Raw genomic sequence first — 15,670 nt, 5'->3', positions numbered from 1 at the left:
GATTTTACTATGTTTAGAGACATGGGTTGTATAGGTGATACGGGCGGCATAATGCAATGCTTTAACACCTCAAGATAAAAGTGTTTAGAAAAATGGGCACTCATTAAATTGTGCCGTGCACACTAACCAGCCAATATGTTTTACAAAAAAATCTGCAGAAAAACGAATCTTATTAAACCGTCACTCTTTCGCGATCAAAATTCGGCAGCATCTCCCCATGTGCTTCAATAAGGTCATCACAAAGAGATACAATGTCGTCAATCGATAATTCTGCAGCTGTATGAGGATCAAGCATCGCAGCGTGGTAGATATGTTCCCGCTTTCCCGTCATAGCCGCTTCAATGGTTAACAGCTGAGTGTTAATATTGGTACGATTTAAGGCAGCCAATTGCTCCGGAAGATCACCTACATGGCATGGATTTACCCCATTTCTATCTACAAGACATGGAACTTCAACCACAGCATTCGTTGGTAAATTACTAATTAATCCCCCCGTGTTAAGGACGTTCCCGTGAATTCTGTATGGTTGATCCATCTCCATAGCTTCGATAATATAAGATGCATATTCATGGGTGCGTTCATGTGTAAGGTTCTGATTATTAACAACATCTTCACGCATTTTCTCCCAATCCTCAATCTGCTCTACACAGCGTCGTGGATATTCATCAAGCGGAATATTGAATCTGCTAATCAGTTCTGGATAATTGCTCTTAATAAAATAGGGATGGTATTCTGCATTGTGCTCTGATGATTCTGTCACATAGTAACCAAAACGGTTCATCAATTCAAAGCGAACCATGTCGTCATGTTTTCCCTGCTGTTTGACTGCAGCTCGTTTCTTAATTTCAGGATACAAATCCTTTCCGTCTTTGGTTACTTCTAACAGCCATGCCAGGTGGTTAATGCCAGCAATTTTCCATTGAACACCTTTTGTATCCATTTCAAGGAATTTGAACAAATCTGGAACCGCCCCTTGCACACTGTGGCATAGTCCGACCGTTTTTATTCCTGTATAACGCAGCATGGCGCCAGTCAGTGAAGCCATTGGATTTGTATAATTCAAGAACCAGGCATCCGGGCATACTTCCTTCATATCTTTTGCAAAATCAAGCATAACAGGAATGGTTCTAAGCGTTCTGAAGATTCCTCCGATCCCTATTGTATCGCCTATCGTTTGACGAAGTCCGTATTTTTTCGGAATTTCAAAGTCGATTACAGTACTCGGTTTATAGCCGCCGACCTGAATCGCATTAACGATGTATTTCGCATCCCTTAACGCCTCTTTTCGATCTGTATAAGCTTTAACTGTGACGTTACTACCGAGACTTTTTTTCAGGTTGTTTAACATATTTTCAGAGTCTTTTAATCTTTGAAGATCAATATCATAGAGAGCAAATTCGAACTCTTGAATACTTGGTGTTAACATGCAATCTCCTAGAACATTTTTCGCGAAAATTGTACTGCCTGCACCTAGAAATGTAATTTTTGACATAAACACTCTCCTATCGATATAAAAGTTTATTATCCTTTAACAGACCCGGAAGAAAGACCTGCCACAAAGTATTTTTGTAAAAAGAGAAACAAAATCGTCATTGGCAGCATTGACATAATGGCAGCTGATGCAACTAAATTCAAGTTGCTTTGATTTTGTCCGAAGAAGCCCGCCAATGCCACCGTTAATGTTTGAACACTTTCATCCTGTAGGAAGAAAATTGCAAATTGATAATCATTCCAGATAAATACACAAGAAATAATCAGCACGGTTGCTGTGATCGGCTTCAGTAATGGAAAAACGATTTTGAAGAAAATCCTTAACGTACTTGCTCCATCAATTTTTGCCGCTTCCTCAAGCTCTTTCGGAATAGTTGAGCGAATAAAGCCGGCATAGAGGAAAATCGTTAAAGGTAAAAATGCAGCCATATTGTTTAGAATCGCAATCTCATGTGTATTCATCATTCCCATATCAACAACCATTTTGTACAAAGGAACGAGAGCAGTCAGCGGAGGAATAATCATAATCGCTATAAACAAAAAGTAGACGAATTTGTTCAACCTTGTATTCATCCTTGCTAACGGATAGGCAGCAAGTGATCCGAATACAATCAATAACAAAGCTGCACCAGCCGTAATGATGGCAGTGTTGATAAACGCATTTCCTAAACTTGCTTGTTCCCATGCCTTCATGAAGTTTTCAAAATGGACCGAGCTTGGCAGGGCCCATTTTGAACTAAAATCATTATTTGCTTTTAATGAGGTGGTAATTAAAATATAGAAAGGGATTAAATGAAACAATGTCACGACAATAGCTACGGTGGTGAAAAATCTCCTCGATCTCCTTTCCTTATTCTTCATTAAGCATCGACCTCCTTGCGTTTAAAGTAAGCAAGTGCAAGCAGACTGAAAACCAATGTGATGAAAGCCATCAACACACCTTGAGTGGCTGCATAACCAGCATCCTGTCTACTAAAATAAAGAGAGTACATAAACGTTGACATCGACTGTGAAGCATTTCCTGGTCCTCCACCGGTGAGTGCGAGAATGACATCAAACAGCTTTAATCCTCCAATGATGTTCAACACAACATTAATTGTAATCGCAGGCATCAATAAAGGCAGTGTGATATTTTTGAATTTTTGGAATACAGAAGCCCCATCGATATCCGCTGCTTCATAGAAATCTTTTGAAATACTTTGCAAGCCTGCTAAATAAATAATCATGGCAATACCAACAAATTGATAGGTATTAACAAAAACAATGATCCATGGGTTCACATCAGGGTTGCCTAAAGCATTGATTTTATTTAGACCGAACAGCATTAAAACGTCATTTAATGCCCCTCCCTGGTAGGCAAAAAAGAAATACCAAATATAGCCCATGACGAGCGGGCTGATAATAACAGGAAGATAAATAATCGTTCGTGTTAACGACTTCAGCCGGATGCTTTTATTGAGCAGTAAAGCATAAAGCAACCCGATCACATTTTGAAAAATTGTACTTCCAATCCCATAAAGCAGCGTATTTTTTACAACTAACCATGTATTAGAGTCCTGGAACATTCGCTTATATTGCTCCAGGCCTACCCAATTTTTCGTTTGCGAAAATCCATTCCAATCAGTAAAAGACACTCGAATACCATTTAAAAAAGGGTAAATAATAAACACACTGACAACAATTAATGCCGGAAGATACATCCACCATAAAGATTTTTGCTTTTTCACCTTACGCGGCTTGACCACTCCCTTGTGAGCAATGGCGCGCTGTGATTTATTAACCAATTCACTCATATTAGAAACCACTCCTATAAGCTTGGTCTGTTAGAATATGGAAAGGGCAGTGATTCTAACTACCGCCCCTCTCATTTAATTCAACTATTGTTCTCTTAACCTCTCATATTCTTCGGCCATTTTTTCAGAAACTTCTTCTGGTGTCATCTTACCTGAAAGCAATTGTTGTCCAGTTGATCCCATAACATTCCACATTCCACTCGGCAAGTAAATGCGATCAAAATATGGCTGGACCTTCACATCTTCATACCTCTTATAGTATTCGGAGTAGTAATTTTCAGCTTCAATACTTTTCAACCCAGCTGGAAGAGACGTCCCTTCCGCAATTTTCTTTGCAATTTCTGGTTGAGCTAAAAACTCAATAAACTTCTTCGCTTCTTCCATGTACTCTGTGTCTTTCCAGATCGCCACAGTATGGCGTTCACCACCGATCCAGCTCGGCTCATCTCCTTCGTGAATAACTGGCATCGGAACAACTCCGACCTGCACCTCAGGATTTAGCTCTTCCACTGCAGGACCAAGTGAGCCGCTGGCCAAGGTGAATCCAATTTTACTCTGTGCCATTAACTGGGCTTGCTGTTGAATTTGTGCCGTTAATACGTCCTTATTAAGTAGCCCTTTTTCCTGCATTTCTTTTAGCTTTTCAGGGAGGAATGTGTAGTGGGACCAATCAAATCTCCCGTTCAACAGTTCTTCTTCATAATTATGTTCCTTATCTGTCACTAGCAGAGGTGTTGCAAATTGATCGAAATACTGCCCAAAAGCTGACTTGTCCGAACCATTGAACCAAAAAGGTGTGACTGTGCCATCACTTTTTTCTTTTATTTCTATTAGTGCTTTCATAAAACCTTCAAATGTTGTAGGAGGTTCAATACCGTATTCCTTTAATAAGGTAGCATTATAAGATATTCCATCTTTGGCCTGATTTAGAGGATAAGCGTAAACCTTTCCTTCATCATCTTTAAGAATTGTGTCAAGGGCAGGATCCAAGTTTTTCACCCAATCCATCCCACTCAGGTCAGCTACGTACTCTCCATACCGCTGTTTTGCCCATCCATGGGTATCAAACAGGTCAGGCAAATCATTAGCTGCCATCTTTACGCGCAGCATGTCTTCATACCCATCTCCTGGGTAATTGTCTTCTATATTAATTTCGGGGTACTCCTCTTCAAATGCTGCAACAGCTTCCGACATAACCTTTTTATCTTCTTCAGAAGTAGCTGTTGAATAAAATGTCAAAGTCGTACCACCTCCATCACCTGAAGTTTCATTACTGGAACATCCAGCCGTAACCACACCGACAACTATAACAAGTAATAGGACCAACCATCTTTTTCTCATCAAAATCCTCCTTAAACTTGTTCATGTATAATCTCAAATAATTGTAGTCATAAGTCAGTTCAGTTATAATTTTACATGCTGAAAGAGTTTATTTTCGCAGAATAAACCTTCAGCAGACTTCCTTGTGCACCTGCCATCCTTTCAAACCGTGAGGCAGGTGTACAGCCTTATCCCTTTTACAAGAACTACCCTATACACTTCAACTTCGCTCTTCTCTATTCGACATCACCTCCTTTATTTCCCGGGAAATTTTAGTTATGATACCACCCCTTTCTTTCGTTCGACGTCATTCGATATATGAGGTGCACCGCAACTATCACGGACAACTAATGCTGTTGGAACGGTCACTTTTAACGGAATCTCCCTTCCCTTTAACCGATCAACCATCAATTTAACACCTAACCTCCCCATCTCTTCTGTTTGTACTTTTACTGTGGTTAAGGGGGTACTGGCAAATTGAGCTAATTCAATATCATTGAAACTCACAATGGCTACATCTTCTGGGACCCTATATTGATTCTCTTGTAAGGCCCGCATTGCTCCGATCGCCATTGCATCACTAGCTATAAACAACGCCTCAGGTAAATCTCCTTGTTGAATCGCCGACTTCATCAGTTCATAGCCGTCAGCCATCGTAAACTCCCCAACGAAAAATAACTTCGGATTGAACAACCCTCTATCTATCATTGTTTTTTTGAAGGTAGACTTTCTTTCATCTTCAAAATCTACTTTGCTATCATTTAAATGCTCTCTTTCCTTGCCGCCAATAAACCCTACCTTTTTATAACCAAGATCAAGCAAATGGTCTATTGCTCGATTCGTGGCCTTTTCAAAATCAATAACTACTGAATCATACTTGTCCTCATCCACTGTATGGTTGATGTAGACAATGTTTTGTAATTGGTCACTAATTTGATTAAGAATATCCGCATTGATTCTCCCTACTACAATCAAGTTATTAATATCACTGCTAATTCCATTAGAATTCAAATTGGTAAGTCGAAGCAACTCTGTTGTAGTAAGACCTCTCTCAAGACATTCATGCTCAACCCCTTGTCTTATTGATAAGAAATAAGCATCATTTAATTCCTCTTCCACGGAGTGACAGAGTAAAATTCCAATTTTGGATGCAGAAATATCTTCAGAGGCTTGTCTCTCCTTCCTACGTTCTTGTAACGTTTTATATCCCATTTCTTTGGCCACATCTAATATTTTTTGACGTGTCTCTGTCCCCACTGAAAAAGTTTTATCATTGTTTAGAACTCTGGATACTGTTGTATTTGAAAAATTAGCCCTTGCTGCTATCTCTTTTATAGTTGCCATAAAGGAACCCCTTCTTTGGTTAAACCTAAATATTTTAGTAAAATTAACTACCCTTAAATGAATGCTACCAAATTCATTAAGCGCTTTCAATATAAAATACAAAATTTTTAGAAAAATAAACACTTTATTTTAAATCCTTTATATATACGATAATACTTGTGTATAGTTACTCTCAAGGAAAGTAATCTTAATAAATAACAAGGTTTCATCCCGCTTTATATTTAGTAAATATCACTAAAATAAAAATCATCTTTAAGCAGTTATTGAGAAATACACCCATTAACCTAATAGAGCATAGTCTACATTGTAGAACGCCGCGCAGGTGAGGCGAATCGAGGAGGCTTTGTCCCGTGGAATTAACACTTTCCCATTGGTTATATGGATTGTTCACGTTGCTGATTATCATTACCATGGTATTCCGCAAAGGTGTTGTACTACCTACCTTACTTGGTACCTTTATTGTCGCATGGGTTTATAATGGCAGTTTAATCAGTGGCTTCATGGGTATTTTTAATGCGAATTTAGTGGCTGCTAAAGAATTATTCAATATATTCCTTATCATTACATTCATGGTGGCTCTTTTGCATTCATTAAAGGATCTTGGTGCAGACAAACGGATGATTGAGCCGGTTCAAAAGGTTATGGTCAATAGTCACGTGTCTTTTTTTGTTTTGATAGGGGTCACATATGTAATTTCCCTATTCTTTTGGCCAACGCCGGCAGTACCGCTTATTTGTGCGTTACTTGTGCCTGCCGCGATCAGATCTGGTCTTCCGGCAATGATGGCAGCTGTGGCTGTAGCACTTGCCGGGCAGGGGATGGCTTTATCATCAGACTATGTCGTGCAAGTTGCACCTGGCTTATCAGCAAAGTCTGCCGGAGTAGATATAACTGCGGTCATGGATAAAGCATTAGTTTTATCTTTGATTACAGGTTTTCTGGCAATTGGTCTTGCTTATATTTTGAACAAAAAGTCTTTCCGCTCCAAGTTTGATCCGCAAAACGAACTTGAGATAAGGGCTATGCAAGGTTTAAAAGAAGGGCACAAAAATCAAAATAAAAATATGAACAGATGGAGTAAAATTTTTGCGGTAATCGTACCACTTTCCATGCTTGCCGTCATGATTTATATGGTTTCGACAAAACTTGGCTCTGGTAGGATGGGAGGATTTGAAGGTGGTAATGGAGCTGCATTTATCGGTGGTGTTGCTGTAGTCCTTCTCCTGCTTTCAACGGTAGCGTTTGGAAGACATCGGGCGCTTGATTATATTAGTGATCATATCACGGACGGATTCGTTTTTGCTTTTAAAGCGATGGGGCCAGTCATTCCGATCGCGGGATTCTTCTTTTTAGGAAGTCCGGATTTTGCAGGTGATATCCTTTCCGTTTCCGCAGATACTGCCCCAGCTCTGTTGTTTGATTTAGTTGAATCCACACAAGACTTTCTGCCGCAAAGTGCTTTTTTAGCAGCCTTTAGTGTTTTACTCATTGGGATTATTACAGGACTGGACGGATCAGGATTCTCAGGCCTGCCACTAACTGGGGCTCTATCAGCGTCCCTGGCCAATTCCCATATTGATCCAGCCACTTTAGCAGCTATTGGACAAATGGGATCGATCTGGACGGGTGGAGGAACGATCATTGCCTGGTCTTCGATGATTGCGATCGCCGGTTTCTGTGGTATATCCGTCATGGATCTTGTGAGGAAGAACTTCATTCCGGTCATATTAGGATTAATTTTATCAACAACAGTTGCTTTGTTCATTTTTTAACAGCGATTAAAAAAGTTCCCTAGCGCTTAACTCAAAAGGTCTATGCCCCAGCTAAACATTTAACTGGGGCATTTCTTTTTCACTTTTATAATGATTGATTGTTCTCTAACGAATCGGGATTGGTCCTTAACTTCGCATGATTTAGAGTTAGTATAAAAAGTGGACACAAGTATTGAACCATGTTTTAATCATCACAAAGCATTAAAGGACGTGTTCACATTGACCCAAAAGTACAGAAATTATGACCCTGAGTTTAAGCTTTATGTTGTGAAGTTAATGGAATTGGACGGACACAAAATGACGGACCTTAGTCAGAAACTCGATATTCCCTACGGTAACCTTAAAAGATGGAAGACGGAGTATCGTGACCAAAAAAAGAAGGAAGAAAAAGAAGCACAGAATCAACTGTTGACCGCCTCTGAGTACAAGGAAATGTATGAAAAAGAGAAAAAAAGTAACGTAGAGCTCCAGGAGGAAGTCGACATTTTAAAAAAGGCCATGCACATCTTCAATCAGGAAAAGTAGTGAAGTTCGAGTTCATTCATGAACACCGACACGAACACACCATTTCGAGGATGTGCCAAGTTCTTGGTGTGTCTAAATCTGGTTATTATGATTATTTGAATCGCCTGGACAGAGAAGAAACGAAAAGAGAGGCTTGGAACCGTTATATCGATGAACGGATCCTCTTCCATTATCATGATAATTATGGGTGTTACGGCAGCCCTCGCATCCACTTTATGCTTCGAGAAGTGGATCAGGTGGAGGTTTCTCAAAAGAAAGTGACGAATCGAATGAGAGAACTGGACCTTTATGCCACACCACCTAAAAAGTTCATCAATACGACAGACTCTGATCACGATGAAACCATTCACTCAAACCATTTAAACCGTGACTTTCTTCCAGAGGCCCCAGACCAGGTTTGGGCTACTGATATTACTTATATTCACACAGGAGAAGGCTTTTTATATCTGAATCCTGTCATTGATCTTGCTTCCCGACGGATCATAAGTTATCAGTTAGACGATCATATGGATCACACCCTGTGCTTAAAAGCTTTAGAAAAGGCTTTGGCCATTCGTAACCCTAAGTCGGGTTGGATTCACCATTCAGATCGTGGCTCTCAGTACTGTTCTAAGGCTTATTTAGATACACTTAAGGAGGCAGGAGCGACCATAAGTATGAGTCGGAAGGGAAACCCCTACGACAATGCATGTGCAGAGAGTTTCTTTGCCTCTCTGAAAAAAGAATACCTGTACAAACATGTTTATGAGACAAAAGCAGAAGCCAAACTAGCCATTCAGTTTTACATCAATTTTTATAACCAAAAACGAATCCATTCTACATTGGACTATTTAACTCCGTTAGAAAAAGAAAAGAGCTATAAAATGAACCATGATAAAAAGCTCAAAAAGAACCGAATGTCCTCTGCCTAAAGGAATGAATTGGTTTTTGATTCTTTCCTTTAGGCGGAGGCATCCAAGCGTCTCGAAAGAGGACGCGCGGAAGAAAAAGAATGGTTCAAATACCGGTCTATGAATGTCCACTATATTGACAGATCTCCAGATTGTTCCTCAAGCGCCAAGGATTGTTCCCGTCCTCAACTAATTGTTCCCTAACTAGGAAAGATTGTTCTCTAACTAAAATATGTTTTAGGATGAGAATTCCAAATTAGAGTAGTCGCATAATAATAATTAGAATTCTAAATTCTAGTCCAGCGTACATAGTTCATTCTAATCAAGGGCCCCACACAACGAGCCCGAACCTTAAAGATCTTCCTCATTCCTTTTTACCATCTACAAATCTTCCGTGTTCAGGTATCGCAATCCGGTCGAAATCACTACTCAGTTTGGCCAAGTTATTTGTTAATTCTTCTCCAGCCATCGGGAACCCATGCCCTGTGATCGCTACATTTGGTTTTAAAGCTTCAAGTTTTCTTACCGATTCCCAAGCGGCTTCCCAATCAGGTGTTAAATAGCGCGGAGGGCCGCTGATTTCCTGTTGTTGGGTCAGTACTTTGAACAAGTATTCTTGTTTGACTGTGACAAACGCATCGCCAGCGATCAATATGCGGTCTGTTTCACGAAAAAGGGAGATGTGACCTTCCGTATGCCCAGGGGTGTGGATCCATTTCCATTCAGACAAATGTGGAATCGTCCCGTCTTGCGGCAAGGGTTGGACACGCTCCCCTAAATCAATTCCTTCGTTAGGGAACATGCGTGACATTTTTGACACCATACCGCCTTCAACTGTAGTATCTGGTTCTGGGTAATCTTTTTGTCCAGTCAAATACGGCATTTCTGATGTATGGGCATAAACGGGAACGTCCCAATAATCTGCAAGCTCTTCCACCGCTCCGACGTGATCAAAGTGTCCGTGTGTAAGAATAATGGCCTTTGGATTATACCTTTTGCCAAAAAGTCCTCCTGCTACATCAATGATATCGTCGGCAGACTTCGGCATGCCCGTATCGACCAACACCCAATCTCCCGGTCGTTCCGGATTTCCGATTAAACAGACGTTTACTACTTGAATTGGCAAGCAATGAATATCATTCGCTACCGACTGCTCGAGTCCGCTTGCAATTGAGGTAACGGGAATTAATCGATCTTTCATTGAATGTGCCTCCTTCCCACCTTCTTATTCTGTTCTAAAAGTGTAATTTATTATACGTTTACTTTTCTGAGGATGAGTGAATTAAGTATAGGCACACCAATTTTGAAAGAAGGGGTCGCATGGTAAACATCCTCATCAATCACATTCCCTCTACACTCTTGCATCTACTGGCGGGATCACTGATTATGTACAGTTTTTTCGGAAAAAAAACCTCCCCCTTTCGAGAGCGTGTGAAGATTTTCAGCCTGGGAATTCTGGTCTTAATCCCGGATATTCCAAAATTGACTGGTGGTACAATTGGACATTCTCTTTTTGTCTTGCCTCTCTTAGCTTTCGGTTTAGCTTTTCTTGTAAAAAAGATCACTAAAGAGCCCTTACTGAAATCGTGGGTTGCAACTATGATTACTCTCGGATTAGGAGCATTGTTTATTGATCTTATCGGTAACGGAGCACGACCTCTATCCCCATTTAACGGGCGAATCGTTTCATTCACGATCATCCAAAAAGAGCTCTGGCTGATCTTCTTGCTGCTTGTTATCTTTTTCGTAACTTTACTTTATAACAACAAGCTTTTACTGATTATCAGTTTATTGATAACAGGCGTGCTATTGGCCGGCAAAGCTTATTCAAAAATTGAGCTTGAGAATCGTCTTCAAGCCAAATATGAGGAAGAAACTATACACTTATTAGTAACTAAGCCCGAAGCGAACTTAGGTTTGTACTGGAACTTTTCCGTAGTCACCGATCAAGAATTGATCAAAGGCACATCTCCAATATGGCTAAACGATATAGAAATCAACCATATACTTGACCATTAGCACATTCCAAAAACCCCCACCTCAGGTCATCCAATTTCTGGATGACCTGAGGTGGGGGTTTTTGGCAGGAGTATTTTTTTGTGTAAGGTTTAAACTATCTATTCAGTTACAGTCAAGATGGGTGGGCCTTAAGATCATGAATAAGCAAACAAAGAAAGATAAAAAACTTCAATGGTGGCAGCTTTCACTTATTGGTGTGGGATGCACGATTGGTACAGGCTTTTTCCTGGGATCCTCACTTGCAATCGAGAGTAGTGGACCTGCTGTTGTCTTTGTTTTTATATTAGCAGCCATCGGTACTTATATCGTGTTTCAAGCTTTAGCGAAAATGACGGCTGAGCATCCTGAAAAAGGATCTTTTCGTTCATATGCGAAAAAGGCTTATGGAAGATGGGCTGGCTTCAGTAATGGATGGGTCTATTGGTCATCTGAATTATTAATTATGGGCAGTCAATTGACGGCCCTTGCCATCTTCTCACAGTATTGGTTTCCAAACCTTCCTTTATGGCTGTTGTCGACGATATTTGGTGTGCTGGGAATCGGTGTCATCTTTACAGGAGTATCAGGTTTTGAACGAGTTGAGAATATTTTCGCTGTCATTAAAACGGCTGCCATCTTCATGTTTATCGTAATTGCCGTCCTAGCATTATCGGGAGTCATCGATGGAAGCCCTCCCGAGCGAACCGTGCGTATGAGCTTTGATGGTTTGTTTCCTGAAGGTTTAACAGGAGTTTGGGCTGCCTTGCTATACGCCTTTTATGCGTTTGGCGGGATTGAAGTCATGGGCATTATGGCAAACGAATTAAAAAATCCTAAAGATGCATCAAAGTCTGGGAGAGTCATGCTCATCCTTCTCGGCATCATTTATGTCGTTTCATTAGGACTAGCCTTATTTCTCATAACATGGGATAAGTTCAATGCGGACGAAAGTCCTTTCATTACAGCGTTAAGTCAATCTGATTTGGCATTTGTTCCACACGTATTTAACGGGGCATTGATCATTGCAGGCTTCTCCACAATGGTCGCATCACTTTATGCAATCACTACAATCTTAGCTACCTTGTCGGAAGACGGAGATGCACCAGCTTTTTTTGCTGCTAAAGGTAAAAGAGATGTGCCTATTCACTCTCTTTATCTAACGATTGGCGGCTTAGGCTTATCCATCCTTGTAGCTCTGCTGCTACCTGAAAAGATTTTCGAATATTTAACGACTGCAGCAGGACTAATGCTTTTATATAACTGGTTATTTATCCTTTTCTCTTATAAAAAATTAATGGAGCTGACAAAAGCTGACCGTGTAAAGCGGTTTGTAGGAATCTTGCTTATTGCTGCCGCCGTTAGTGGAACGCTTTTTGATTCCACAAGCAGAATCGGCTTTTTTATCAGCCTAGTGTTTCTGTTAGTGATTGGTACAATTACCTTTTTGATGGGAAAAAGGTGGCGGCAAGCTTCAGGTTAGGCCTGTCCCTTTTATAAATGAAAAAGTAACTTAACTGCTTGGTAGCCAAAATAACCTGCAAAGCCAAACATACAAAATCCGGACAAAACAGAAATTCCTTTTAACGTACGAGTGTTTAGAAATCTCCTAAACCCGCTCGATACAAACGCCATCGTAACGTCCCATATCATCAAGCCGATGATAATCGCTGCACCGTACAATACTAAATGGAACTGGTCATAGCGGGTAATTGTATTGGCTAGCACAGAGCCGTAAATGCCGAGCCAAAACAAAATCGAAAGTGGGTTAGAAATTGATAGTAAAAAGCCGGATACGAACGTTTTCTTTAAGGGGTCTTTGTTTCGGCTATGATTGATTTCCAATTTCTGCGAACTGGCAATACTCTCAAAGCCTGTGTAGATTAGGACGAAGGCACCGAACGACCATAGAAAAGTTTTCATGAATGGGATTTCCAAAAAGTGAATGACGCCAAAGAAAACGGCCAGGATATAAAGCAGTTCTGCAACCAGAGAACCTAGTCCAATAATCCACGAATGGAAAAAGCCATTTTTAATGCCCTGATCTATTTGGGCCGCATTGATCGGGCCTAGTGGTGCTGCTAGTGATAATCCAAGGAAAATATAACTCAAGAATACACCCAATACTTTTCACTCCTCTATTAGTAGGACTAGCTTGTACCAAGTGTATTCATTAGCAGTGAACAATATTACTTTACCGTATTTTCAAAGGAGATAGGCCCTCCTTGTCCCGTTTTACGCGCACCAAAAAACACATTGCCAGCTTCACAATGTGTTCTTTTCGTCTATCGATTATTAGCCTGGTTAGTCTCTTCAATCAATCTTAATAAATCAGTGGCACGTTGAATTTGCTGAGCATTTTCCTCCGTATTGACCGACGGATCGTGTTTCGCTTTGGCCAGTTCCTCTTCGGCGAGTTTTACCTGGGCTTGAGCTTCTACAAACCCTGCTCGATCTTCCTGGGCTCTCTCTACGGCTCGCTTGGCATTGGACAATTGATTGTTGACATGGTCAAAATTCATTTCTTTCCCTCCTGTCTTACTCATACTTTTGTTTTTTCTGCTCATTTTATACATTCGGGTAAGAAATAATTTTGATCGAAGGACGAGACGACGGCAATCATAAGACGAACTCCTTTTTGCATAGACCATTACAAAGGAGGAGATCAAACTGGTTTACATCCGTGTTCAGTCAGAACAAATTGTGGAAACATTCTATGATTATGAATACAGCAATAGAGGAGCCATGAGGTTACATCGGTTTTATGATTATTTTGGTTTTATGGAAGGCGATCCAATTATCGAGGAAATAGGGATCGGGGAATACCGGCTGATTACATGTAAGGAAAACCTGGAGCTTTACAGAACACATTATAAAAACGAATCATTCATCTGCGCGCTGAAATCTTTTTCGAATGATACAGAACGCTACTTGGAAGTTTTTAAACATTTGATCGATGGCAAAGCGAACTCATCATTTAATGATAAATATTACATTATGGATAAACTCCGCCTAAGCCATCTAACGCTCATCACCATTTCGAATCAGATCAACATCCCTGTAAGTGAGTTGCTTAAATTTAATTACCGGGAGGATAAGTATAAACCCTATCTTGATTTAGCTAGAAAGAAAAGAGCGAGAACCTCTATGGAAGATGCAGTTATGTTCATGAGGAAAAATCATTTTTTAAAAGGGAAAACTGAATTATATATTCTTCAGCTTATTCTTGGAGATAGTGAATTACCTAAGCCTTTTACTCATCAAACATGGCTCTTAACTAAAAAAGTACTAGAAGAGATTAACCATCTTTTTGATCAGCTTAATTGGGTAAATCAATGCAAAATCATCGATGAGATTTGTATAGAAGGGGTGAGTGTTGCCCTTGAAGCCTTTGAGGCAAGAAGTAAGGAGTTAGTAGAAAAACAGGAGCGTATCAATGACAGCTTTCCAATGATCACTATAAAATCACGAAAGCAGACACCTTCACAAAATAATGCCCGCTCCCCACGCATTTACACATAGGAAGCGAGGCGCCTTCTCAAACACTATACCCCATTCACGCGGATCTAGCCCGTCTTCTTCCAACAATGTACTCAAACGCCCCCGTCCCAATCAGCACACCGCAAACAATCAGCAGAAGACCCGCGATATGACTGGCCATAATCCTTTCATTCAGGAATAATGCAGCACCTACAAGAGCAAAAAATGTATTGAAGTTAATAAATATCGCAGACTCAGCCGGACCGACCTGTTGAATAGCAAAATTGTAAACCATGTGCCCGAAAGCCGTGCAAATGAGAGCACTAAATAAAAAGATCAGCATCAGTTTCACATCGAACAGCTGGGTGATCTGCCCTGGATCCGTTTCCACCATCATGCTGATGACGAAAATGAATATCGAACCAAGAACCATCATGTACCCTGTCAACAACCTCGGATCAAGTTCAGGATTCATTTTACTGATTAGAATAAAGCTGAAGGCCTGGACAGCAATAGAAATGAACACCATCACATCTCCTATCGACACAGCTGTCATTCCACCTGCTCCCGTAAGTGTCGTGGCAATCACCCCGATAAACCCTAATAAGAAACCGAAACTTTTAAAAAATGTCACCTTTTTACTTAACAAAATTGTAGATAGCACCATAGTGAGCAGTGGCCCCATACCGACAATTAATCCAGCATTTACGCCTGACGTATATAGGAGACCAAGGGCCATGAAACTGTGATGAGCGATCACATTAAAGATGGAGATGTAAAAGATGATCCAGGCTTCCTTCTTCGTAGGCAGCCTTAACATTTTCATGAACGCAAGAATGGCCAACACTGCTATTCCAGCTGTGAAGATCCTTACTGAAGTTAACAGGATCGGGTCAATATTTGAGACGAGAATTTTGATGGCGGAGACATTGAACCCCCACATCATCATAACGATCATTAGCAGAAAGTAGATTCTTTTCAATTTTATCACCAAGATTCTTCAGTTTTACCTTCTTTAACTTACCAATTGGAAGGTTACCATCGGGGGGCAGATCCATCC

At 40.5% G+C, this 15,670-nt stretch carries 15 protein-coding genes; 6 read left to right on the top strand and 9 right to left on the bottom strand.

Annotation, left to right across the window (positions count from 1 at the left end; all coding sequences use genetic code 11):
* Positions 1 to 172: 172 nt before the first annotated feature.
* The 5 genes from melA to MUO15_RS18575 all read right to left on the bottom strand — a co-directional run bounded on the left by melA (position 173) and on the right by MUO15_RS18575 (position 5,948).
* A complete protein-coding gene (gene melA / locus MUO15_RS18595; RefSeq protein ID WP_245031679.1) occupies positions 173 to 1,492 on the bottom strand; it encodes an alpha-glucosidase/alpha-galactosidase in 1,320 nt (439 codons plus the stop codon).
* A gap of 29 nt (positions 1,493 to 1,521) precedes the next feature.
* Positions 1,522 to 2,352, bottom strand: coding sequence for a carbohydrate ABC transporter permease (locus MUO15_RS18590; RefSeq protein ID WP_245031677.1), 831 nt, complete (start codon positions 2,350 to 2,352; stop codon positions 1,522 to 1,524).
* Positions 2,352 to 3,284: a carbohydrate ABC transporter permease gene (locus MUO15_RS18585; protein WP_245031675.1), complete on the bottom strand. Its 933-nt coding sequence runs from the start codon at positions 3,282 to 3,284 to the stop codon at positions 2,352 to 2,354. The genes MUO15_RS18590 and MUO15_RS18585 overlap by 1 nt, the downstream gene beginning before the upstream one ends.
* Positions 3,285 to 3,368: 84 nt before the next feature.
* A complete protein-coding gene (locus MUO15_RS18580) occupies positions 3,369 to 4,625 on the bottom strand; it encodes an extracellular solute-binding protein (RefSeq protein WP_245031673.1) in 1,257 nt (418 codons plus the stop codon).
* Positions 4,626 to 4,880: 255 nt separating this feature from the next.
* Positions 4,881 to 5,948, bottom strand: coding sequence for a LacI family DNA-binding transcriptional regulator (locus MUO15_RS18575; RefSeq protein ID WP_245031671.1), 1,068 nt, complete (start codon positions 5,946 to 5,948; stop codon positions 4,881 to 4,883).
* A 350-nt stretch (positions 5,949 to 6,298) separates the two neighbouring features.
* Between MUO15_RS18575 and MUO15_RS18570 the strand changes: the two genes are divergently transcribed.
* The 3 genes from MUO15_RS18570 (at position 6,299) to MUO15_RS18560 (ending at position 9,156) form a co-directional block, all read left to right on the top strand.
* Positions 6,299 to 7,720 (top strand): hypothetical protein, encoded by a 1,422-nt coding sequence (locus MUO15_RS18570; RefSeq protein ID WP_245031669.1) that lies wholly within the window; start codon positions 6,299 to 6,301, stop codon positions 7,718 to 7,720.
* Between the two features lie 219 nt (positions 7,721 to 7,939).
* Complete coding sequence (locus tag MUO15_RS18565) at positions 7,940 to 8,245, top strand: transposase (protein WP_245029473.1); 306 nt, start codon at positions 7,940 to 7,942, stop codon at positions 8,243 to 8,245.
* Complete coding sequence (locus MUO15_RS18560) at positions 8,245 to 9,156, top strand: IS3 family transposase (protein ID WP_245029472.1); 912 nt, start codon at positions 8,245 to 8,247, stop codon at positions 9,154 to 9,156. Before MUO15_RS18565 ends, MUO15_RS18560 begins: the two co-directional genes overlap by 1 nt.
* 343 nt (positions 9,157 to 9,499) lie before the next feature.
* Here MUO15_RS18560 and MUO15_RS18555 read toward each other — a convergent pair whose 3' ends face one another.
* Positions 9,500 to 10,336 carry an MBL fold metallo-hydrolase gene (locus MUO15_RS18555; RefSeq protein ID WP_245031667.1) on the bottom strand — a complete coding sequence of 279 codons (837 nt, stop codon included), beginning with the start codon at positions 10,334 to 10,336 and terminating at the stop codon, positions 9,500 to 9,502.
* 119 nt (positions 10,337 to 10,455) lie between these two features.
* Between MUO15_RS18555 and MUO15_RS18550 the strand changes: the two genes are divergently transcribed.
* The gene (locus tag MUO15_RS18550) at positions 10,456 to 11,154 is read left to right on the top strand and encodes a hypothetical protein (RefSeq protein ID WP_245031665.1); all 699 of its coding nucleotides are present in this window, start codon (positions 10,456 to 10,458) and stop codon (positions 11,152 to 11,154) included.
* Between the two features lie 136 nt (positions 11,155 to 11,290).
* Positions 11,291 to 12,613, top strand: a complete 1,323-nt coding sequence (locus MUO15_RS18545; RefSeq protein WP_245031663.1) for an amino acid permease — start codon at positions 11,291 to 11,293, stop codon at positions 12,611 to 12,613.
* Between the two features lie 11 nt (positions 12,614 to 12,624).
* Here the strand turns inward: MUO15_RS18545 and MUO15_RS18540 are convergent, their stop codons facing one another.
* Positions 12,625 to 13,254 carry a LysE family transporter gene (locus MUO15_RS18540; protein ID WP_245031661.1) on the bottom strand — a complete coding sequence of 210 codons (630 nt, stop codon included), beginning with the start codon at positions 13,252 to 13,254 and terminating at the stop codon, positions 12,625 to 12,627.
* A gap of 161 nt (positions 13,255 to 13,415) precedes the next feature.
* Positions 13,416 to 13,676, bottom strand: coding sequence for a hypothetical protein (locus tag MUO15_RS18535; protein ID WP_245031659.1), 261 nt, complete (start codon positions 13,674 to 13,676; stop codon positions 13,416 to 13,418).
* A gap of 199 nt (positions 13,677 to 13,875) precedes the next feature.
* On the opposite strand from MUO15_RS18535, the gene MUO15_RS18530 reads away from it, so the two are divergent.
* Positions 13,876 to 14,652: a hypothetical protein gene (locus MUO15_RS18530; protein WP_245031657.1), complete on the top strand. Its 777-nt coding sequence runs from the start codon at positions 13,876 to 13,878 to the stop codon at positions 14,650 to 14,652.
* Positions 14,653 to 14,686: 34 nt separating this feature from the next.
* On the opposite strand, the gene MUO15_RS18525 is transcribed toward MUO15_RS18530, so the two are convergent.
* Positions 14,687 to 15,601, bottom strand: a complete 915-nt coding sequence (locus MUO15_RS18525; protein ID WP_245031655.1) for a DMT family transporter — start codon at positions 15,599 to 15,601, stop codon at positions 14,687 to 14,689.
* Positions 15,602 to 15,670 lie beyond the last annotated feature (69 nt).

It is taken from the genome of Halobacillus amylolyticus, from assembly GCF_022921115.1.
GTDB classification, from domain to species: Bacteria; Bacillota; Bacilli; order Bacillales; family Halobacillaceae; genus Halobacillus_A; species Halobacillus_A amylolyticus.
The sequence above is the reverse complement of the archived record's forward strand: the minus strand, read 5'-3'. Positions and strand labels throughout refer to the sequence as shown.

Excerpts from the sequence above, each read along its gene's own strand:
- melA (WP_245031679.1), bottom strand. The coding sequence starts at position 1,492 with ATGTCAAAAATTACATTTCTAGGTGCAGGCAGTACAATTTTCGCGAAA.
- MUO15_RS18590 (WP_245031677.1), bottom strand. The coding sequence starts at position 2,352 with ATGAAGAATAAGGAAAGGAGATCGAGGAGATTTTTCACCACCGTAGCT.
- MUO15_RS18585 (WP_245031675.1), bottom strand. The coding sequence starts at position 3,284 with ATGAGTGAATTGGTTAATAAATCACAGCGCGCCATTGCTCACAAGGGA.
- MUO15_RS18580 (WP_245031673.1), bottom strand. The coding sequence starts at position 4,625 with ATGAGAAAAAGATGGTTGGTCCTATTACTTGTTATAGTTGTCGGTGTG.
- MUO15_RS18575 (WP_245031671.1), bottom strand. The coding sequence starts at position 5,948 with ATGGCAACTATAAAAGAGATAGCAGCAAGGGCTAATTTTTCAAATACA.
- MUO15_RS18555 (WP_245031667.1), bottom strand. The coding sequence starts at position 10,336 with ATGAAAGATCGATTAATTCCCGTTACCTCAATTGCAAGCGGACTCGAG.
- MUO15_RS18550 (WP_245031665.1), top strand. The coding sequence starts at position 10,456 with ATGGTAAACATCCTCATCAATCACATTCCCTCTACACTCTTGCATCTA.
- MUO15_RS18545 (WP_245031663.1), top strand. The coding sequence starts at position 11,291 with ATGAATAAGCAAACAAAGAAAGATAAAAAACTTCAATGGTGGCAGCTT.
- MUO15_RS18535 (WP_245031659.1), bottom strand. The coding sequence starts at position 13,676 with ATGAGTAAGACAGGAGGGAAAGAAATGAATTTTGACCATGTCAACAAT.
- MUO15_RS18530 (WP_245031657.1), top strand. The coding sequence starts at position 13,876 with ATGAGGTTACATCGGTTTTATGATTATTTTGGTTTTATGGAAGGCGAT.